At 42.1% G+C, this 21,424-nt stretch carries 15 protein-coding genes and 1 riboswitch; of the genes, 9 read left to right on the forward strand and 6 right to left on the reverse strand.

The genetic code is table 11. From position 1 onward, the window contains the following. Positions 1-31: 31 nt before the first annotated feature. The 4 genes from Q0993_RS16665 to Q0993_RS16680 all read right to left on the reverse strand — a co-directional run bounded on the left by Q0993_RS16665 (position 32) and on the right by Q0993_RS16680 (position 3,989). A complete protein-coding gene (locus Q0993_RS16665) occupies positions 32-1,492 on the reverse strand; it encodes a nucleoside transporter C-terminal domain-containing protein (protein WP_299535158.1) in 1,461 nt (486 codons plus the stop codon). 9 nt (positions 1,493-1,501) lie between these two features. Continuing rightward, positions 1,502-2,134, reverse strand: a complete 633-nt coding sequence (locus tag Q0993_RS16670; RefSeq protein WP_299535160.1) for a bifunctional nuclease family protein — start codon at positions 2,132-2,134, stop codon at positions 1,502-1,504. Positions 2,135-2,229: 95 nt separating this feature from the next. Beyond that, positions 2,230-3,189 carry an electron transfer flavoprotein subunit alpha/FixB family protein gene (locus Q0993_RS16675; RefSeq protein WP_299535162.1) on the reverse strand — a complete coding sequence of 320 codons (960 nt, stop codon included), beginning with the start codon at positions 3,187-3,189 and terminating at the stop codon, positions 2,230-2,232. A gap of 53 nt (positions 3,190-3,242) precedes the next feature. Further along, on the reverse strand, positions 3,243-3,989 hold the full coding sequence (locus Q0993_RS16680) for an electron transfer flavoprotein subunit beta/FixA family protein (protein ID WP_299535164.1): 747 nt from the start codon (positions 3,987-3,989) through the stop codon (positions 3,243-3,245). Positions 3,990-4,144: 155 nt separating this feature from the next. On the opposite strand from Q0993_RS16680, the gene Q0993_RS16685 reads away from it, so the two are divergent. The 4 genes from Q0993_RS16685 to Q0993_RS16700 all read left to right on the forward strand — a co-directional run bounded on the left by Q0993_RS16685 (position 4,145) and on the right by Q0993_RS16700 (position 10,832). Beyond that, positions 4,145-5,122: a pyruvate dehydrogenase complex E1 component subunit beta gene (locus Q0993_RS16685; RefSeq protein WP_299535166.1), complete on the forward strand. Its 978-nt coding sequence runs from the start codon at positions 4,145-4,147 to the stop codon at positions 5,120-5,122. 105 nt (positions 5,123-5,227) lie between these two features. Continuing rightward, positions 5,228-7,723 (forward strand): DUF5686 family protein, encoded by a 2,496-nt coding sequence (locus Q0993_RS16690; RefSeq protein ID WP_299535168.1) that lies wholly within the window; start codon positions 5,228-5,230, stop codon positions 7,721-7,723. A 73-nt stretch (positions 7,724-7,796) separates the two neighbouring features. Continuing rightward, on the forward strand, positions 7,797-8,324 hold the full coding sequence (locus tag Q0993_RS16695; RefSeq protein WP_299535169.1) for an inorganic diphosphatase: 528 nt from the start codon (positions 7,797-7,799) through the stop codon (positions 8,322-8,324). A gap of 120 nt (positions 8,325-8,444) precedes the next feature. Beyond that, positions 8,445-10,832 carry a sodium-translocating pyrophosphatase gene (locus Q0993_RS16700; protein ID WP_299535171.1) on the forward strand — a complete coding sequence of 796 codons (2,388 nt, stop codon included), beginning with the start codon at positions 8,445-8,447 and terminating at the stop codon, positions 10,830-10,832. A 59-nt stretch (positions 10,833-10,891) separates the two neighbouring features. Here the strand turns inward: Q0993_RS16700 and Q0993_RS16705 are convergent, their stop codons facing one another. Beyond that, entirely contained in the window at positions 10,892-11,599 is a 708-nt protein-coding gene (locus tag Q0993_RS16705; protein ID WP_367279632.1) for an energy transducer TonB, read from the reverse strand. Positions 11,600-11,769: 170 nt separating this feature from the next. On the opposite strand from Q0993_RS16705, the gene Q0993_RS16710 reads away from it, so the two are divergent. Next, the gene (locus Q0993_RS16710) at positions 11,770-12,777 is read left to right on the forward strand and encodes an App1 family protein (protein WP_299535172.1); all 1,008 of its coding nucleotides are present in this window, start codon (positions 11,770-11,772) and stop codon (positions 12,775-12,777) included. A 6-nt stretch (positions 12,778-12,783) separates the two neighbouring features. On the opposite strand, the gene Q0993_RS16715 is transcribed toward Q0993_RS16710, so the two are convergent. Further along, positions 12,784-13,398, reverse strand: a complete 615-nt coding sequence (locus tag Q0993_RS16715; RefSeq protein ID WP_299535173.1) for a deoxynucleoside kinase — start codon at positions 13,396-13,398, stop codon at positions 12,784-12,786. Positions 13,399-13,772: 374 nt separating this feature from the next. On the opposite strand from Q0993_RS16715, the gene metK reads away from it, so the two are divergent. From metK to Q0993_RS16735, 4 genes are all read left to right on the forward strand, one after another. Further along, positions 13,773-15,029: a methionine adenosyltransferase gene (gene metK, locus Q0993_RS16720; protein ID WP_299535174.1), complete on the forward strand. Its 1,257-nt coding sequence runs from the start codon at positions 13,773-13,775 to the stop codon at positions 15,027-15,029. A 74-nt stretch (positions 15,030-15,103) separates the two neighbouring features. Continuing rightward, positions 15,104-15,239: riboswitch (SAM riboswitch) on the forward strand. A gap of 120 nt (positions 15,240-15,359) precedes the next feature. Beyond that, on the forward strand, positions 15,360-16,634 hold the full coding sequence (locus Q0993_RS16725) for an O-acetylhomoserine aminocarboxypropyltransferase/cysteine synthase family protein (RefSeq protein ID WP_299535176.1): 1,275 nt from the start codon (positions 15,360-15,362) through the stop codon (positions 16,632-16,634). 121 nt (positions 16,635-16,755) lie between these two features. Beyond that, on the forward strand, positions 16,756-20,142 hold the full coding sequence (gene thrA / locus Q0993_RS16730) for a bifunctional aspartate kinase/homoserine dehydrogenase I (RefSeq protein WP_299535178.1): 3,387 nt from the start codon (positions 16,756-16,758) through the stop codon (positions 20,140-20,142). Between the two features lie 33 nt (positions 20,143-20,175). After that, positions 20,176-21,342, forward strand: coding sequence for an aminotransferase class I/II-fold pyridoxal phosphate-dependent enzyme (locus Q0993_RS16735; protein ID WP_299535180.1), 1,167 nt, complete (start codon positions 20,176-20,178; stop codon positions 21,340-21,342). The last annotated feature ends 82 nt before the right edge of the window (positions 21,343-21,424 follow it).

The following is a 21,424-nucleotide window of genomic DNA, read 5'->3' on the forward strand; positions in this document are numbered from 1 at the left end:
TTAGGCTGCCTTTTCAGAAATGTAGCGGTAACTATCCCAAAATCATTCCAGCTATGGTTGCGGATAGTAGTGATGCCAGAGTGCCGCCCAGAACAGCCTGCAGCCCAAATTCTGAAAGTGTTTTGCGTTGTCCCGGAGCAAGAGATCCGATTCCGCCGATCTGGATGCCAATTGACGCAAAATTGGCAAATCCGCATAACATGTAGGTGGCCATTATTACGGATTTGTTAAAAGTGAAATGCGTGCTATTAGCCATATCCTTTAATTGGGTAAGTTGTACATATCCTACAAATTCACTAGCCGCCAGTTTTATGCCCAATAATTGCCCCATTAGCATGATATCCTCTTTTGCCACGCCAATAAGCCACATTAGGGGTGCAAATAGGGTTCCCAGTATAGCTTCCAAGGAAAGCTTTTCATATATCGTATTAAGTGCTATCCATTCATTGAGCGAACCAATATTACCGGTCCACTCCAATATGCCATTTATCATGGCGATAACGGCCAGAAACACCAATAGCATGGCCCCCACATTCACCGCAAGTTTAAGACCTTCGGTGGTTCCATTCGCTATGGCGTCCAATAGATTGGAGCCAATTCTTTCGGATGAGACACGGACATCGGTATTTACGGCTTCGGTCTGTGGATAGAGTATTTTAGAAACCACTATGGCCCCTGGTGCGGCCATTACCGAGGCGGCCAGTAGATGTTTGGCGAACAAGAGCTTTAAGGCTTCGCTTTCGCCTCCCAAGAAGTCAATATAGGCCCCTAACACAGCACCGGCTACTGTTGCCATGCCCCCTATCATAACCAAGAGTATCTCCGATTTGTTCATTCGATCCAAATAAGCCTTGATCAATAATGGGGCTTCGGTCTGACCCAAGAAAATGTTGCCGGCAACGCTTAGACTTTCTGCACCTGAAATTCCAAAGCTTTTTGTCAATAGCCATGCCAAGGCTTGGACAACTTTTTGGATAATGCCCAAGTAAAAAAGCAATGAGGTCAAAGCTGAAAAGAAGATAATGGTTGGCAAAACCTGAAATGCAAAAATGTAACCAAAGGTATTGGTGTCTACCACCAGACCTTCAAAAAGGAATTTGCTACCTACTTTGGTAAATTCCAATATTTTTATGAAAACCTTGCCAATTTGTTCAAATACAATTTGAACGAAAGGTACTTTTAAAACTCCTACGGCTATCAATAACTGCAATGAAAGACCGATACCTACGGTTTTCCAATTGATGGCATTTCTGTTAGCGCTAAACAGGAAAGCGATCAGGATTACGACGCACATTCCCAATACTCCCCGCCATAGGCTATGTATTGTGAATCCCTGATTGGGTGTAATATCTACGGTTTCCTTGGATACAAGATCATTGACCAGGGCAGTATCCAAAATCGGGGCGATAGTATCCTGGGCATTAAGGTGTTGGGTGAGAAAAGGAAAGGAAAAAAGACAAACAAACAGAAGTACCCAACTACTTTTTCGCATAAAAGAGTCTTATCTGTTCCGTTTGGAAATCTCATCTCGAAGTTTGGCAGCCTTTTCGTAGTCTTCGTTCGCAACTGCTTTATCCAATTCCTTGTGCAGTTCTTCCAAGCTAAGTTCCTTATAGGCTTCGGAAGCCCCGGTGTCTATTTCCACGGTTTCCCCTTCCTGTAGGATTTCATCCACCATAATACTATCGTCATTCTCATCCTTATCCTTTTCCTTGGATGAGAATTTTAAAAAAATACCCGCTTTGTCCAAAATGGTCTTATAGGTAAATATTGGCGCATTAAATCGCAGTGCAAGGGCTATGGCATCGCTGGTGCGGGCATCAATAATTTCTTCTATTTTATCCCGCTCACAAATAATGCTGGAATAGAATACACCATCGACCAACTTGTGTATGATTACCTGTTTAACTACGATATCGAATCGGTCGGCAAAATTTTTAAAAAGATCATGTGTTAGGGGCCTTGGGGGCTTTATTTCCTTTTCCAAGGCTATGGCTATGGATTGTGCCTCAAAAGCACCGATAACAATGGGAAGCTTACGGTCACCTTCAACCTCATTTAAAATGAGGGCATAGGCCCCATTTTGTGTTTGGCTGTACGATATTCCCTTTATTTTTAACCGAACTAAACTCATATATGGTCATTAAGCCATAAAAGGCTGTTCAAACAAAGGGACAACCTAGTTTTGAACAGCCCTTTAAAGGTCACAAATTAACAAAAATTAAGTGTTTAGGCCTTAAAATCCTTCAATTTTTCGATGAGTTTGGGAACCACCTCAAAGGCATCCCCGACTATTCCATAGTCTGCAGCCCTAAAAAATGGAGCTTCTGGATCTGTATTGATAACCACTTTGGTCTTGGAGGCACTGACACCGGCTAGATGTTGAATGGCACCCGAAATTCCTATGGCGATGTATAAATTACTCGCAACCGGTTTACCGGTTTGTCCCACATGTTCCCCGTGAGGTCTCCATCCCAAGTCCGATACCGGCTTGGAACAAGCCGTTGCAGCGCCAAGTACTTCGGCCAGTTCTTCTATCATTCCCCAATTTTCAGGACCCTTTAGTCCCCTGCCACCGGAGACCACAATGTCTGCATCGGCAATAGTTGCCTTTCCGACCACTTTGTCCACTTCAAAAGATTTTACCGAGAAGCATGATTCGTCTATCTCAGGATTAAAACCTTCTATTTCAAGATTCAATTTCTTTTCGTGTTGGCCAAATGCATTGTTGGATACACCTACAATTTTAATGTCGGTATTGATTTGCGTGTGGGCAAAACCTTTGTTACTAAAGGCTGTTCTTTTTACGGTAAAAGGGTCTACGTTTTCCGGTGCGGAGACAACGTTTGGAACATATCCCGCCTTAAGTTTTGCCGCCAATAAGGGTGCCATAAATTTGGTGTCGGCGCTGGAACTGACAATGACCGCCTTGGCATTTTCCTTTTTAACAGCTTGGGCAATTGCATCCGCAAATGCCTTTGCACTAAACGTTTTAAGATGTTCATTGGAAACCTTCAATACCTTGGAAATTCCATATTCCCCCAAACGCTCATCATCCTGAACATTAAATGATATTGCTATCGCAGAAGTGCCTAGTTGACTTGCCACCTCATTGGCATAAGAAGCTACCTCAAAGGCGTTTTTTTTGAATTTACCGTTTTCGGACTCTGTATATACTAAGACTGACATATTCTTTAACAAATTTCAATTATAAAATTATAAATCCAATAGCGAGCAGGTTATTAAATGACTTTGGCCTCGTTGTGCAATAAATCTATCAATTCTTCAATGTTATCGGAATCTACCAGTTTTACTGCACCCTTGGGGGTAGGCCTTTCAAATTTGATGTCTTCCGTACCTCGTAAAGCATTTACGGGTTCTACTACATTCAACACTTTTTTCCGTGCCATCATAATACCGCGCATGTTGGGGATTCTTAGGTCACTTTCCTCTACCAGCCCTTTCTGTCCTCCTACCACTAAAGGTAGGGTTGTGGTCAGTGTCTCTTTTCCGCCATCAATTTCCCGAATAGCGGTGACCGCATCCCCATCAATTTCCAAACCTATACAGGTATTTACAAAGTTCATATCCAGCAATGTGGCCAGAATTCCAGGTACCATACCTCCGTTATAATCAATGGATTCCCTACCGGCTATAACGAGATTATATTGCCCATCTTTCACTACCTCGGCCAATTGTTGAGCCACAAAAAGCCCATCCGTAGGGGTAGCGTTTATGCGAATGGCCTCATCGGCACCTATGGCCAACGCTTTCCTTAGGGTAGGTTCCACGGAGGCTTCACCCACGCTGGCAACATGAATTACAGCTCCTTGCTTTTCCTTAAGCCACATGGCACGTGTTAACCCAAATTCATCGTTTGGATTAATGACAAATTGAACCCCATTGGTATCAAATTTGGTGTCATTTTCCGTAAAGTTTATCTTGGAAGTTGTGTCGGGAACGTTACTTATACAGACTAAAATTTTCATTAGTAAAAGTCATTTTAAATATGGGCACGAAGATACATATTAATTTCCAAATTTACTATGCGCGCATAGTAAATTTTTGCTTCTTTTTTTGATTCCATAGTTCCTTGGTTTGCCATATATTTTCCTATTTTTGCTTGCATTTGAAATTTGACTTGATGAAAACATTACAGTTTAGGGAAGCTATTGCCGAGGCCATGTCCGAGGAGATGCGCAGGGACGAAACCATTTATCTGATGGGCGAAGAAGTTGCGGAGTATAATGGCGCTTATAAGGCCTCTAAGGGCATGTTGGACGAGTTTGGTCCCGAGCGGGTTATTGATACCCCTATTTCAGAATTGGGCTTTGCCGGAGTAGGAGTTGGATCGGCCATGAACGGTAACCGACCGATTATAGAATTCATGACGTTCAATTTTGCATTGGTCGGAATTGATCAGATAATAAACAATGCAGCGAAAATCAGGCAAATGTCGGGTGGACAATTTAACTGTCCTATAGTATTTAGAGGACCTACTGCATCTGCAGGTCAACTGGCGGCTACACATTCCCAAGCTTTTGAAAGCTGGTATGCCAATTGTCCGGGTCTTAAGGTAGTGGTGCCCTCCAATCCAAATGATGCAAAAGGATTGCTAAAATCGGCCATACGGGATGATGACCCGGTTATTTTTATGGAGTCCGAACAAATGTATGGGGACAAAGGTGAAGTGCCCGAGGGCGAATATACAATTCCCTTGGGAGTAGCGGATATTCGGAGGGAAGGAACGGACGTTACTATCGTTTCTTTCGGAAAAATCATCAAGGAGGCCGATAAGGCCGCTGACGAACTTGCCAAAGAGAATATCAGCTGTGAAATCATTGATTTGAGGACCGTTAAACCCATGGATTCCGAAGCCATTTTTAAATCCGTAAAAAAGACCAATAGACTGGTCGTTCTTGAAGAGGCCTGGCCTTTCGGTAATGTGGCCACGGAAATCACCTATCAGGTGCAATCCACTATTTTTGATTATCTGGACGCTCCCATTGTAAAGATCAATACTGCGGATACTCCGGCACCGTACTCTCCCGTTTTATTGGAAGAATGGCTTCCTAGCTACAAGGACGTCGTAGAGGCCGTTAAAAAAGTGTTATATAAATAAGGTAAACCATATTGTAAAGGTATATTAGCTTCCTCGACTAAAATCGGCGAAGCTTTTTTATTGGTACGCTATTTGATTTAGGAACAGTTGCGAATATTCCACTGCATGAAAAAAAACCTTTTCCTACTCTTCTTCCTTTTCTCCTTTATCGCTATTTCACAAACCAAGGTCGGGGGTGTTGTTCTGGATGAATCCGGAAAACCTGTAGCATTTGCCAACGTACTGTTTAAAGACTCTATGGAAGGGACCATTACCAATGACAATGGTCGTTTTTATATGGAATCGGATAGTAATTACGAAGTACTGACCGTGTCTTTTATTGGATACGATACTCAAGAGATTCCATTGACTTCCAGTGTCAGTTATAATATGGAGGTGATGCTAAAGGAATCCACCGAACAACTGGATGAGGTAGTCGTATATTCCGGGAAACAGTCGAAAAAGAATAATCCCGCCGTAGAAATTCTAAAGAAGATTTGGGCCAAAAAAAGGGAAAACGGCGTACGAAAGTTCAGACAATATCGATATGATAAATATGAAAAGGTAGAGTTCGACCTTAATACCATAGATAGTGCCCTTATGAAAAGTAAGATTTTTAGGGGGCTGGAATTTGTTTTTAAGGATTTGGATACCTCTCGCATTACCGGCAAAACCTATCTTCCCATTTTTTTGAACGAAACATTTTCCAAGGTCCATGGCGATAATCTTTTGAACGAGGAAAAGGAAGTGGTGCTGGGAAACAAAAATTCGGGCTTTGATAATAATCAGGCCATCATCGCATTCGTAAAAGATCTCTACCAGAACTATGATATCTATGACAACTACCTTAAGTTTTTTGATAAAAGCTTTACCAGCCCTTTATCTAGAACAGGTGTAGATACCTATAATTATGTTCTGCGGGACAGTGCTTTCATAGAAAGTAAATGGTGCTACAATATAGTCTACTATCCCAGGAGGAAGAACGAACTTACCTTTAAGGGGGATTTTTGGGTAAACGATTCTACCTATGCCATAAAGAACATTAATCTGGAGGTCACCAAAAGTGCCAATATCAACTGGGTCAAGGAAATTTATATTGAGCAGGATTTTGACGTTGTCAACGATTCTGTATTCCTCTTAAAACGGGATTATATGTTAAGTGACTTCAGTTTTCAGAAAAAAGAGGAATCCCGTGGAATCTATGGAAAACGCACAACGGTTTATGACAATTATGAATTCGATCTCCCAAAACCAAAAAATTTCTATAGAGCTGAAGGGAATCCCTTCGATCCTCAAATTTTGGACCGCGACAGCATTTTTTGGAAGAATAATAGGCTAGAGGCACTAAATAAGGATGAAAAAGGCATCTATCAACTATTGGACACCTTGAAAACCGTTCCCAAGTTTAAGACCTACTACAATTTGGTAAGTGTGCTGGGATCGGGATATATCGAAATTGATAAATGGAATCTGGATATAGGGGATGTCTACAGCATTTTTGGTTTTAACGATGCGGAAGGTGTACGCTTACGGGGTGGAGCCCGTACCTATTTTGGACAAAATGATCCTTGGCGTCTGGAAGGGTATATGGCCTATGGTTTCATGGATAAAAAAGTAAAACATGGATTCTCGGCCAAGTTTTTATTGGATAAGAAAAGTAGATTAATCGTTTCAGGTGGTAATAGGAGAGATATTGAACAACTAGGTATTAGCCTAACCTCTACCAACGATGTTCTAGGTAGAAGCGTGGCCTCGTCCGCCATTTTTACCGTAGGTGCCAATGATAGATTGACGAATATTAATCTGAGCACCTTTAATCTGGAAATAGAGCCATTGACCAATTTTAGGATACGTCTGGGCAGTTCTTTCCGGACATTGAGTTCAGCATTACCAGATGCCTTTAGCTTGGAATATGTAGATAGCGAATCACCAACAGGAATTTCATCGGAAATAAAACAATTTGACCTCAGTACCCTGCTTATTTACACCCCGGGTAAAAGGACCATAGGTTATGGGGTGGAACGTAAGGATATCAATGATAACTATAGTACCTTGCTTTTGAACTATACCCGAGGAATCGATGGTTTTTTGGAGAGCGACTTCAATTACAGTAAAATTCAATTTTCGTATACCCAACCTTGGCAATTGGGAGGATTTGGAAGATTGTTCAGCACCATTGAAATTGGGAAGACCTTTGGAGAGGTTCCGTTAGGGTTGTTAAATGTAGTACCTGGTAATCAGACTTTGTTTTCTATATACAATACCTTTCCTAATTTGGATTTTTACGAGTTTGTTACAGATACCTACGCATCGGTTCATTTGGAGCATAATTTTAATGGACGTTTGTTTTCTAGAATACCTTTATTGAGAAAATGGAATCTTCGGGAAATTGTAGGGTTACGCGGAGTATGGGGCGAGCTTTCCGATGAAAACATAGCCTTGAGCGCTCCTACGAACATTCCGCTTCAGGCACCTGATGAAAGAATCTACTATGAATATTCCGTGGGGATAGGAAACATCTTCAAAATATTTAGGATCGACTTCAATTTTCGTGGAAATTATTTGGATAACCCTAATGCCCGACCTTTTAGCGTCACGGGGACTTTTGGATTTAATTTCTGATTTTCCGTAACACCATTGCCTATATTCGGGAAGTCCATTTTTGTAGTTTTGTACGTCTAAAACCCATGTTATTATGAAACCCGAAGAAGTATCTTCTTTTGATGTTTTGATAGAAATTCCCAAAGGGAGCAGAAACAAATATGAATATGATTTTAAGCTCAAAAAAATTCGATATGATCGCATGATATTTTCTTCGATGATGTATCCTGCGGATTACGGCTTCATTCCAGAAACCTTGGCTTTGGACGGGGACCCATTGGATGTCCTGGTTTTGGTTACCGAACCTACTTTTCCAGGATGTGTTATGGAAGTAAAACCTATTGGTGTGTTCCATATGGCCGATGAGAAGGGACCCGATGAAAAGGTCATTTGCGTTCCTATTTCAGACCCTATTGGCAACAAGACCAAGGACTTAAGTGATTTAAACCCCCACTTGATAAAGGAGATTGAACATTTTTTTAAGGTCTATAAAGATTTGGAGAAGAAAAAAGTAGATGTTGGTGGTTGGGGCAATGTCGATCAAGCCAAGGATATCGTGGCCAAATGTATCAATAGATTTGTGGAAAGCGATATTCCTACAAAGCAGGTCAGCATTAAATGAAAACTACTCTTTATAACTGCTTAAATAATAGCAATATCCGGTAGAAGATATTGCTTTTTTATTCTGTTCTATTTTACTACTTTTGCCCCCGTTCTAAAAAATTATAAACAACTAAACAAAATGGAATTAATCGTAAAGTTTTTACCTGTTTTTGGAGTACTGGCTCTATTGTTCGTGTTTATTAAAAACATGTGGGTATCCAAACAAGAAGTCGGCGATGCCAAAATGGCGAGAATCGCTAAAAATATTGCCGATGGGGCTATGTCCTTCTTAAAGGCGGAGTACAAAATTCTTTCGATTTTCGTTGTAGCCGTCGCTGTACTTCTCTTCTTTAAAGGGAGCAATGAGGAAGGATCAAATGGAATGGTTGCCATATCCTTTATTGTTGGTGCCATTTGTTCAGCTTTGGCCGGATTTATTGGGATGCGAGTTGCAACAAAGGCAAATGTAAGAACCACACAGGCCGCACGAACTTCTTTGGGAAAAGCCCTGGAAGTGGCTTTTGCTGGAGGGTCTGTTATGGGATTAGGCGTCGTAGGTTTAGGTGTTTTGGGTCTCAGCGCCCTTTTTATGGTTTATAGTGGACAAGGATGGGAAATTGGTGAAGTCTTGAATGTGCTTTCGGGATTTTCTCTGGGGGCCTCCTCAATTGCCCTATTTGCCCGTGTAGGTGGCGGTATTTATACCAAGGCTGCGGACGTCGGAGCTGATTTGGTAGGAAAAGTGGAAGCCGGAATTCCAGAAGATCATCCTCTTAATCCTGCCACCATTGCGGATAATGTAGGTGATAATGTGGGTGACGTTGCGGGTATGGGAGCCGATCTTTTTGAATCTTATGTGGGGTCAATTATCGGTACAATGGTTCTGGGAGCTGCATTTACCCAAATCCCTGCTTTTACCGATGCCTTTGATGGTTTGGGAGCAGTGTATCTCCCATTGGTTCTGGCCGCAGTGGGAATTATCATGTCCATTATTGGTTCGTTTTTTGTAAAGGTAAAGGACGGTGGAAATCCCCAAACGGCCTTGAACATAGGGGAATTTGGGTCGGCTGGCCTTATGTTGGTGGCTTCCTACTTTATTATTACGCAAATGCTTCCCGAAAGTTGGACTTTCGGGGGTGCCGAATATACATCCTTGGGGGTTTTCTTGGCAGTTCTTGCCGGGTTAATTGCAGGTCTCGCCGTAGGTAAGGTAACGGAATATTACACGGGTACGGGAACAAAACCCGTTAATGCCATTGTAAGACAATCCGAGACTGGTGCGGCTACCAATATTATTTCCGGTCTGGGTGTAGGAATGATGTCCACGATGTTTCCTATTTTATTGATTGCCGGCGCCATCTTGGTATCTCATCATTTTGCCGGATTGTATGGTATTGCCATTGCAGCCGTCGGGATGTTGGCCAATACCGGAATCCAATTGGCCGTTGACGCCTACGGACCAATATCCGATAATGCTGGGGGAATAGCTGAAATGGCCGAGTTGCCAAGTGAGGTCCGTGAGCGCACCGATAAATTGGATGCGGTTGGGAACACAACAGCGGCCATAGGTAAAGGTTTTGCCATTGCATCGGCCGCCTTAACGGCATTAGCGCTTTTTGCAGCCTTTATGCAAACGGCCAACGTAACAGCAATAGATGTTTCAAAACCAACAGTAATGGCCGGTCTTTTGGTAGGAGGAATGCTGCCTTTTGTGTTTTCGGCCCTTTCCATGAATGCCGTAGGTAGGGCGGCCATGGCGATGATTGAGGAGGTGCGACGTCAGTTTAGGGATATTCCCCAATTAAAAGCCGCCCTGGAAGTAATGCGCGCGGTGGATTCGGATATGTCCAAAGCTACTCCGGAGCAACGTGATGTCTTCGACAAAGCGGATGGTCTTGCCGAATACGAAAAGTGCGTTGCTATTTCTACAACTGCTTCCATCAAGGAAATGGTATTGCCCGGCCTTTTGGCCATTGCGGTTCCTGTAGCCGTAGGGTTCATTGGTGGAGCAGAAATGCTAGGAGGGCTTCTGGCCGGTGTTACTACGGCAGGGGTATTAATGGCTATCTTTCAATCAAATGCCGGTGGTGCTTGGGACAACGCCAAGAAAATGATCGAGGAGCAGGGACGCAAGGGAACCGATGCTCACAAAGCGGCTGTTGTGGGAGATACCGTTGGCGACCCTTTTAAGGATACCTCTGGACCATCTTTGAACATTCTTTTAAAGTTGATGTCCGTTGTGGCTTTGGTAATAGCACCCAGCATTGCCCTAAATGTTAGTGGTGTGGCCACCAAGGCGGATACAAAGGAAATAAAAATGGGAATGAGTACGGAAAATATGGATTTGGCAAAGGCTACTATCACTTACACCGATGCGGTGAACAGTGAAAAGGCGAACGAGGAAAAAACGCTTAAGGGAACCCAGGCTGAAATAGGGACTCAATTGGAGGATTTGGAAAACGGCACAACGGAGACACAGGCCATAACTATTAAGGCTACAGCGGAGGAAGGCGATAGTAGAGAATAGAAAAAATCTTGAAAATAAAGAAAAGGCAAACCGCAATGGCTTGCCTTTTTTGTTTGCCATCATCGCAATTTAAAAGCTATGGGAATACTGAAGGGTACTCTTACCGGATTCCCAGCTTGCTCTCCAGGGATCATTCTAGGCAATTCATTAATAATTCTTGTGGCTTCTGCACCTAAGTTCTTATCTGGACTCCTGGCAATTTTCACTTCTCCGATACTTCCATCTTTTTGAATGACAAAATTCATGTATACCTTTCCTTGTATACCCATTTTTTGTGATATTTCAGGATACCGAAAGGTCTTTTTAACATGTTTTAGAATCATTCTGTTAAAGCATGCCCTCTTGTCTTTTTCCTGTTCGCATCCTGGAAAGATGGGAACAATTTCAACGACCGAAATAGGAATGGGGATATCTTCTTCAATTTCTTCATATACCACATCTTTAACTTCATAGATTTCTTTGTACTCATTGCTTTCCGTTGATTCAATTATAATATCCTCAATAGGATTGTCATCTTTAACTATCTCTATAATATCAGGAGTAACAGCGGGCGGCGGAGGTGGAGGTGTAAAATGTATCGTAAGGGGGACTTCTTCGATTAGCTCATCGGTTAGGTTCATTCCCTCCAAATTGTAGTCAATTGTATCATAACTCTTCCATTCCAAAGCGATATAGGTCAACAGTAAAATTAGGGTAAGACCGGCTACAAAAAACATCGCGCTGTCTTTGTTCAAATCGATTTTTGGGTTCTTTTTTGATTTCATCATATTGCCATTTATAGTTTCCCTAAATCTATTGCCTGTGTATCATCTATAAAAGGAGTAATGCGTGAAAGTGGCCTTTGATCGAGGGAAAGGATTTTTTGCTTAAAAAACCATAACAATTTATTGCCAATGAATGGGTTTTGATCCGTACGGATATTGCCTATTTTTGGGTTATGGCCCTATTTTCAAAAAAGGATAAGCTTCAAATCATTGCCTTTCAAACCTACGGCACCAATGAACATTTGTACGCCAGGGGTAGGGCATTGGAAGATGAGCAAATCGATCTTTCCGAAAAAGGTTTTCTTAGCCTGTTAAGGAACACATATAAACGTTTCGAGACGGATGAAATCCGTAATACTTCAATTACCTTAACCCTTCCTGATCAAAGAACAGTAAGTTGGCAAACCGATAATGAGGGCTATTATCTTATTGACGAGTCTTTTGAAAACTTAGGAAACCTTACCAATGACGAGGGCTGGTTAAAGTATAGAATTTCATATTCGGACACCAATCTTAAAAGGGAGATATTGCATCAGAACCAGTTTCCCGGAGAAGTTTTGATACCTTCCCAAGATGCCGATTTTGGTGTTGTCAGCGACATTGACGATACCATTCTTCATACAGGCGTGGTCTCATCTTTAAAGTGGCGGGTTATATTGAATACCGTTTTTAGGAATGCCGTTCATCGGAAACCTCTCGAAGGTACGGCCGACTTTTACAATCTTTTACACACAGGAGCATCCGGGCAAAAGGCGAACCCCATTTTTTACGTGAGCCATAGTCCATGGAATTTATATAGGTATCTGGAATTGTTCCTGAGGACCAACAATTTTCCTAAGGGCCCCATAATTTTACGAAGGATGTCCAGTTTTAACCTCAATAAATCCAAAGCCGGCAAGCCCCAAAAGCAAAAAGAGATTGCAAATATTCTTGAAACCTACCCAAATCTTCCTTTCATTCTCATTGGGGACAGTGGTGAACGCGATGCCGATATCTATATTAATATTGCTAAACGTTATCCGAACCGAATAGCTGCCATTTACCTTCAGAGCGTTCCGGATAGAAAACGAATGCTACGGGTTAATGAGCTACTCGAAAAATTCAGGGCTACACCAACCTTAGTGGTCCGCAAAAGTGAAGAGGCCATAACGCATGCGCGTAAGAACGGATTTATCCAGTAGTCAATTCTAGAACAGTCCGTTGATTTCCGCATCTATTTTATGGATGACCTGTCCCAAATCCTCTGGCTTATCCACAAAATTAAGCTGGTCTACATTGATAATAAGCAAATTTCCTTTCTCATAGCCATGAATCCAGGCTTCATATCTTTCGTTGAGTCGGCTGAGATAGTCAATGGAGATGGAATTCTCATATTCCCGTCCCCGTTTATGTATCTGTTCCACCAAATTTGGAATGGAACTACGCAGATAAATAAGAAGTTCAGGGGGTTGTACTAGGCTTTCCATCAACTCGAAAAGACTCTGGTAGTTCGTGAAATCGCGATTGGTCATTAGTCCCATCGCGTGAAGGTTAGGTGCAAAGATGTAAGCATCCTCATAAATGGTACGGTCCTGGATTACTTTTTTGCCACTTTCCCTGATTTTTAAAATTTGCCTATACCGGTGGTTTAAAAAGTAGATTTGGAGATTGAAGCTCCACCGTTCCATTTGAGTATAAAAATCGTCCAGATAAGGATTGTCTACGACATCTTCAAAATGAGCTTCCCACTTGTAGTGTTTAGCCAATAATTTAGTTAAGGTAGTCTTTCCGGCACCTATGTTTCCTGCTACGGCTATGTGCATTTAGATTGCGATTTCGATTAGGCTTTTTAAAAGGTAATGCCTCACAATATACAAAGTATAAAAGGTTTGCAAAAGAAATCATTGTTGAAATGCCCAATGAAATAAGTAATCCGTCGAGTAGTATTCTTCCATTGGAAGCTTCTCGTTTGCAGTTCAACGTTTTTTTTTACAATTCCCTGATCTATTGTTAATCGGACAAAACAATTTTGCTATTTTCGCCTTCGCAAACAACAGAGGAAAGATTTGACTGATTGCAACCTCCAAATCCCAAACAAGTTTAGGGATAAAAATGCTAAAACAGGAAATGTCTTCTTTTAGGCACCTAGTTTCTGGTTAGGTTACAATCTCTCCTCCTCTGACTTAATATAATACACATGTCATATTTATTTACTTCAGAATCCGTTAGTGAAGGCCATCCCGATAAGATTGCTGATCAAATCAGTGATGCATTGTTGGACAATTTTTTAGCTTTTGACCCAGAAAGCAAAGTAGCTTGTGAAACATTGGTCACTACAGGCCAAGTAGTTTTGGCAGGGGAGGTTAAAAGTCATACCTATTTGGATGTGCAGAACATTGCGCGTGAGGTAATCAATACAATTGGCTATACAAAAGGGGAATACCAATTCAGCGGGGATTCATGTGGTGTTATTTCCCTTATCCATGAACAATCGCAGGATATTAATCAAGGGGTGGATAGAGAGACAAAAGAGGAGCAGGGTGCCGGAGATCAAGGGATGATGTTTGGTTATGCCACTAAGGAAACGGAAAATTACATGCCCCTGGCCTTGGATATTTCGCATAAAATACTTCAGGTTCTGGCCGATTTTCGGAGAGAAAATACTGAAATAACATATTTGCGTCCTGATGCAAAGGCACAGGTGACCATAGAATATTCAGATGAAAATGTACCACAACGTATAGATACCATTGTTGTTTCCACCCAACATGATGCCTTTGATACCGATGACGATAAGATGTTGGCAAAAATAAAAGATGATATTATTCAAATTGTATTGCCCAAAGTAATCGAACAATTGCCAAAAGAAATACAGGCTTTATTCGATGAACAGATACAATATCACATTAACCCTACTGGAAAATTTGTAATTGGAGGACCACATGGAGACACCGGTCTAACTGGAAGAAAGATAATTGTGGATACTTACGGTGGAAAAGGAGCCCATGGAGGTGGTGCATTTAGTGGGAAGGATCCCAGCAAGGTAGATCGGAGTGCGGCTTATGCCTCTAGGCATGCTGCAAAAAATTTGGTTGCGGCCGGTGTGGCCGATGAAATTTTGGTTCAAGTAAGCTATGCCATTGGCGTAGTGGAACCTACTTCGATATTCGTGGATACCTTTGGTACTGCCAATGTTGATCTCACGGATGGCGAAATCGCTGAAAAAGTTTCTCAATTGTTCGATATGCGTCCTTTTGCCATAGAAGACCGCTTAAAACTAAGGAACCCGATTTATCTGGAATCTGCTGCCTACGGACATATGGGAAAACAACCCAAAACTGTGACCAAAGTCTTTGAATCGCCTTATAATGGCAGGATAGAAAAGGAGGTGGAACTCTTTACATGGGAAAAGCTGGATAGCATTGAGCAAATAAAATCAGCTTTCAGTTTGTAATTTTTAATTAATTATTAGGATAATCCAAACGTCCCTCCTTATATTTGTGTCTCAAAGTTCAAACACGTATTGAAAAGTTATCAAGAAAGGTGGAGGGAATAGACCCTTTGAAGCCTTAGCAACCCTTTGTTCCCCGATTGCTAAATCCCAACAAAGAAGGTGCTAAATTCTACCTGTGCAGAACCCGTTCGGCATCTTGGCAGATAACTCGAACAATTACTTCCGTAATTTTCTTTCTTCTTAACTCTTTGATTGTATCCGATTGCAAAATTGGCAATGGATTTTCGTGTTGTAATTTGTCCTAATTAATAACTTAAAAAAATTAGAATCATGAGCGATCAAAAGTTTTCTACCAATGCCTTACATGCCGGACACGACACAACTATCAATGGAGGTACAAGAGCTGTTCCCATTTATCAGAGTACGGCCTATGTATTCAACGATTCCGACCATGCGGCAAATCTTTTTGGCTTAGCTGAATTTGGTAACATTTACACCCGGATAAACAATCCTACCAATGATATTTTGGAGCAACGCCTTGCGGCCTTGGAAGGTGGAGTTGCCGGTCTGGTGACAGCCTCTGGCACAGCAGCTGTAGCCAATACGCTTTTGGTATTGTTGAAAACTGGGGATCATATTGTGGCTTCCAATAGTTTATATGGAGGTACCTATAATCTTTTAAGTGTAACCCTGCCCCGATTGGGAATAACGACTACCTTTGTCGATCCTTCCGATCCGACCAACTTTGGAAAAGCGGTACAGGACAATACAAGGGCCATTTTTGTAGAATCACTGGGCAACCCCAAGTTGGACGTATTAGACTTAAAGGCAATTTCTGCTGAGGCAAAAAAGGCCCAAATTCCCTTTATTGTGGACAATACCGTGGCTACTCCGGCATTATTGAAACCCATTGAACATGGCGCAAATATTGTAATCCATTCGCTGACGAAATACATAAACGGAAATGGAACGGCCTTGGGCGGGGCTATCATCGATGCCGGGACATTTGACTGGGCCAATGGTAAGTTCCCGGAGTTTACGGAACCTTCGCCGGGATATCATGGCTTAGTTTATCATGAAGCCGTAGGCCCTATAGCATTTATTATTAAGGCGCGGATAGAAGGGCTGCGAGACTATGGAGGGGCCTTGAGTCCGTTTAACGCATTTCAGATACTGCAAGGATTGGAAACACTGACCGTACGGATGAAACAACATAGTGAAAATGCACTGGCCTTGGCCCAATGGTTAGAGGACAGGGAGGAAGTAAGTTGGGTAAACTATCCCGGACTTAAATCAAGCAAATATCATTCCCTGGCAGCGGATTACCTACCTAACGGCCAAAGTGGTATAGTGACATTCGGCGTAAAAGGTGGGTTCGAATCGGCCAAAAAAGTTGTGGATGCCACAAAAATATTTTCGCTCTTGGCCAATATTGGAGATACCAAATCGCTAGTTATCCATCCGGCCAGTACAACACATCAACAATTGGATGATGCTGAACAGGAATCTACCGGAGTAACCAAGGATTTGATACGGTTATCCGTTGGATTGGAGGATTTGGAGGACTTAAAAGCGGATTTGGAACAGGCCTTTGCGACTATTTAGCTTAGAGTACGAAAGAGTTGAAGCCCTTCCCCTAAAATTGGGGAAGGTGCTCCAATGTAATGTGAAGAATGCCCCAAGAATTTAAAATAAAGATCCAAAAAATAATTACCCAGGCTCTCCCATGCTAAAGCATCTAAAGTTAAATACGTTCACTACCCTTAGTGGTGTTTCCCAGGATATCCAGTTGTCCTATCAGTTATTTGGAAAACCATTACATAGTGCACCTATTGTGTTGGTCAACCATGCATTAACGGGAAATTCCAATGTAACAGGTGACAACGGTTGGTGGTCCGCCCTTATCGGCGAAGGGAAGTGTATTGATACGCTTAACTATACCATACTTTCATTCAATATCCCAGGGAATGGGTATGATGGATTTGTAATAGACAATTATAAGGATTTCGTGGCCGGGGATGTTGCCCGAATGTTTCTGTTGGGCTTGGAACAGCTCAAGATAAAAAAATTGTTTGCTATTATTGGCGGCTCACTGGGTGGCGGTATCGCCTGGGAAATGGCTGCGATAGATCCGGCAATTACTACACATTTGATTCCCGTCGCCTCCGATTGGAAATCAACCGATTGGTTAATTGCCAATTGCCAAATACAGGAACAATTTTTGGTGAACTCCAAACAGCCGGTACACGACGCCCGAATGCATGCTATGCTTTGTTACCGTACCCCGGAATCCTTCAAGGTGCGGTTTCAAAGGAGTACTAATGAGGAGCTTCAGGTTTTTAATGTGGAAAGTTGGCTGATGCACCATGGAAAGAAGTTACAGGAACGGTTTCAATTATCGGCCTATAAATTGATGAACCAGTTACTGAAGACCATAGACATCACCCGCGGGGATGACAAGGCTTTTAAAGAATTGGAGAACAGCGAGACCAATATCCATATCATCGGAGTGGATTCTGATTTATTCTTTACGGCTAAAGAGAATAAGGAAACGTTTAAGCGCTTGGCACAGGCCAATAGTAATGTCACCTATGGGGAGGTACAATCCCTTCATGGGCACGATGCCTTTTTAATAGAGTTTGAGCAAATGCAAAAATTGCTCAACGGAATCTTTAGCAAGAACGGAAAATCAAAAAAAATCAAAATCCTAAAGTTTGGAGGTAAGTCGCTTAGCAATGGTGAAGGTTTGGGGCGTGTGTTGGAAATTATCACTACCAAAGTAAAGGCTGGTGATAACGTTGCCGTTGTACTTTCAGCAAGGGAAAAAGCTACGGATCAACTTGAGACTATTTTGGAGAAGGCAGCCGCCAATACCGATTATCAGGAAGATTTTGAAGCTTTTGAAAGGTACCAGAAACACACTTTTGCGAATGTAAACCTGTCTACGGAATTTAAGGAATTGGCCAAGTTATTCGAAGGAGTTTCGCTTCTTGGGGATTACAGTGCCAAAATTAAGGATGAAGTATTGGCCTATGGGGAATTGATTTCGGCCAAATTGATAACCAAACTACTTATCGGTAAGGGAGTGGCAGCACAGCTGCTAGATTCCAGAACCCTGATTAAGACTGATGATACCTTTGGTGATGCCAAACTTTTGGAAGATGTTTCAAGGGAAAACGTGCTTCTTCGGTTTTCGGAATTGAATAGGGACAATGTGCCCGTTATTACGGGATTTATCGCTTCAACGGTTGATGGGGAAACCACAACATTAGGAAGAAACGGAAGCAATTATACGGCGGCTTTGCTGGCCAATTTTTTGGACGCGGAAGAACTTCAAAATTACACACATGTTGATGGAATTTTTACCGCCAATCCAGATTTGGTCCCAGAAGCTAGGCGTATAGCCAATCTTTCCTATTCGGAGGCCAATGAATTGGCCAATTTTGGAGCTACCATTTTGCACGCCAAAACTATTATCCCCTTAATTGAAAAAAATATTCCGTTACGCATACTCAATACATACAAGGATGATAACGAGGGCACATTGATCAGTGCCCTATCCAGCAAGGAGGGAATTAAGTCGCTTTCGGTGATAGAGGATGTTTCACTTATCAATTTGGAAGGTAGGGGCCTTTTGGGAAAAATTGGAATAGACGCCCGTATCTTCAAAACTTTGGAACAACACAATGTCAACGTAAGTATTATTTCCCAAGGATCTTCGGAGAGGGGAATTGGCCTGGTAGTCAAAAGAAATAAGGCACAAAAGGCAAAAAAAGCCTTGGATGAGGAATTTAAAAGTGATTACAAGTCAAAGGATATTAATACGATAACCGTTGTAGATGATGTTTCCGTGGTATCCATAGTGGGTCAGGATTTGAGCACATTCCACAAACCATATAACGCACTGATAAAAAACCAAATTGTCCCACTTCTTTTTAACAACACCATTTCCGGAAAGAATGTAAGTCTGGTGGTAAAAAAATCGGACTTAAACAAGGCATTGAACGTAATGCATGGTCAGGTTTTTGGCATCAGTAAAAAGGTTAATCTGGCCATTTTTGGGCATGGCAATGTTGGAGGAACATTGATAGACCAGATTTTAGAATCCGCAAAGAACATCGAAAAACGAAAAGGAATTGATTTAAAGGTATTCGCCGTAGCCAATTCCCGAAAAATTCTGCTGAACAAAAAAGGAGTTCCAAAAAGTTGGAAAACAGCCATAAAGGAGAAGGGTAAGAAATACGTGTTGTCGGATGTTTTTGAATTCGCCAAAAAAAATCATTTGGAAAACTTAATTACGGTAGACAATACGGCAAGTGAGGAATTTGTAGCGAATTATTTTGATTTTGTGGACAATGGGTTTGACTTGGTTTCATCCAACAAAATAGCGAACACCCTGGGATTTGATTATTATCAATTATTGCGCGAGGAATTGGCCAAAAACCAAAAACAGTATCTATACGAGACTAATGTAGGAGCAGGTCTTCCACTTATCGATACCATAAAATTGTTGCACCTATCCGGAGAAAACATTACTCGGATAAAAGGAGTTTTTTCAGGCTCGTTGAGTTACATTTTTAACACGCTTTCGGATGTTGAGGCTCCCTTTTCCAACATCCTTAAGGACGCTATTCGAAAGGGATTTACCGAGCCTGATCCTCGTGAGGACCTTTCCGGAAACGATGTTGGAAGAAAACTTCTGATTTTGGCGCGGGAACTGGAATTAAGTAATGAATTCTCGGATATTAAAATCCAAAATCTAATCCCGGAGATATTACAAAAAGGGACAGTGGAGGAGTTCCTGAAGCATTTGGATGTCTTGGACGATAAATTCAATGAGATCAAGAAAAATCAGAAAAAGGGCCACGTACTCCGTTATGTAGGGGATCTTCATGGAGACCTGCAGAAGGAAAAAGGTATCTTGGATGTAAAACTGATTTCTGTTTCCAAGGAGAGCGCACTGGGCCAAGTAAAAGGTTCCGATTCCATAATTGAGATTTATACGGAGTCCTACGGCAAACACCCATTGGTAATTCAAGGCGCCGGAGCTGGAGCCGCGGTTACCGCCCGAGGTGTTTTTGGCGATATTTTACGTATTGCCGAAAAGGGATAGGTTACCATGAACAAATGAACGAGAGTCGTTAAAATGATGAAGAAAAAATTTGAGACCAATGCTATTCGCACACAAGTTGCGCGTTCGCAATTTCTAGAACATTCCAATCCAATATACTTGACTTCGAGCTTCGTTTTCGAGGATGCAGAGGATATGAGAGCTTCCTTTGCGGAGGAAAAGGATAGGAACATATATTCTCGGTATTCCAACCCCAATTCTTCGGAGTTTATTGACAAGGTTTGTGGAATGGAAGGGGCAGAAGACGGTTTTGCATTTGCCTCGGGTATGGCGGCTGTCTTTTCTACCTTTGCCGCTTTGCTGGATAGTGGGGACCACATCCTTTCGGCACGGAGTATTTTTGGATCTACCCATTCCTTATTCACCAATTTTTTTCCAAGGTGGAATATTGACCATAGTTATTTTAAATTTGATGCGCTGGATCAAGTCGAAAAATTGATTACCCCCAAGACTAAATTGATTTACGCTGAATCACCGACAAACCCCGGGGTAGACATTTTGGATTTGGAAGCCCTAGGCATCATAGCCAAAAAACACAACCTCATTTTTGTTGTGGACAACTGTTTTGCCACACCCTATCTGCAGCGTCCTATTCAATTTGGAGCGGATTTGGTGATTCATTCAGGCACTAAACTTATGGATGGCCAAGGAAGGGTCATGGCTGGGATAACGGTTGGGAAAAAAGAGCTTGTGGATAATATTTATCAATTCTCAAGAATAACCGGTCCGGCCCTTTCCCCTTTCAATGCATGGGTATTGTCCAAAAGTTTGGAAACTTTGGCTGTAAGGGTAGACCGGCATTGCTCCAATGCATTGCGACTGGCAGAGTTTTTGGAAGGACATGAAAAAGTGAATTGGGTAAAATATCCTTTCCTAAAATCGCATCCCAACCATGAACTGGCAAAAAAGCAAATGAGCGCTGGGGGCTGTGTCGTTGCGTTTGAAGTAAAGGGGGGGCTAAAGGAGGGACAAAGATTTTTCGATGCTATCCAATTACTTTCCTTGTCGGCAAATCTAGGGGATTCAAGAAGTATAGTGACCCACCCAGCTTCCACCACCCATAGCAAGCTCTCCAGTGAAGAACGATTGGAAACGGGCATTACGGATGGTACGGTACGGATATCCGTGGGATTGGAGCATATAGATGATATCATTTCCGATATCGGCCAGGCATTGGGGTAATCCGGCAACTGTCGTTTTCTCCCTTGGGCTTGCCCCATTAGGCTAGGGAATCCCGAAATGTTAAATTTCCCTATCTTCGTAC

This window comes from Ulvibacterium sp. (genome assembly GCF_028285715.1).
Lineage (GTDB): Bacteria > Bacteroidota > Bacteroidia > Flavobacteriales > Flavobacteriaceae > Ulvibacterium.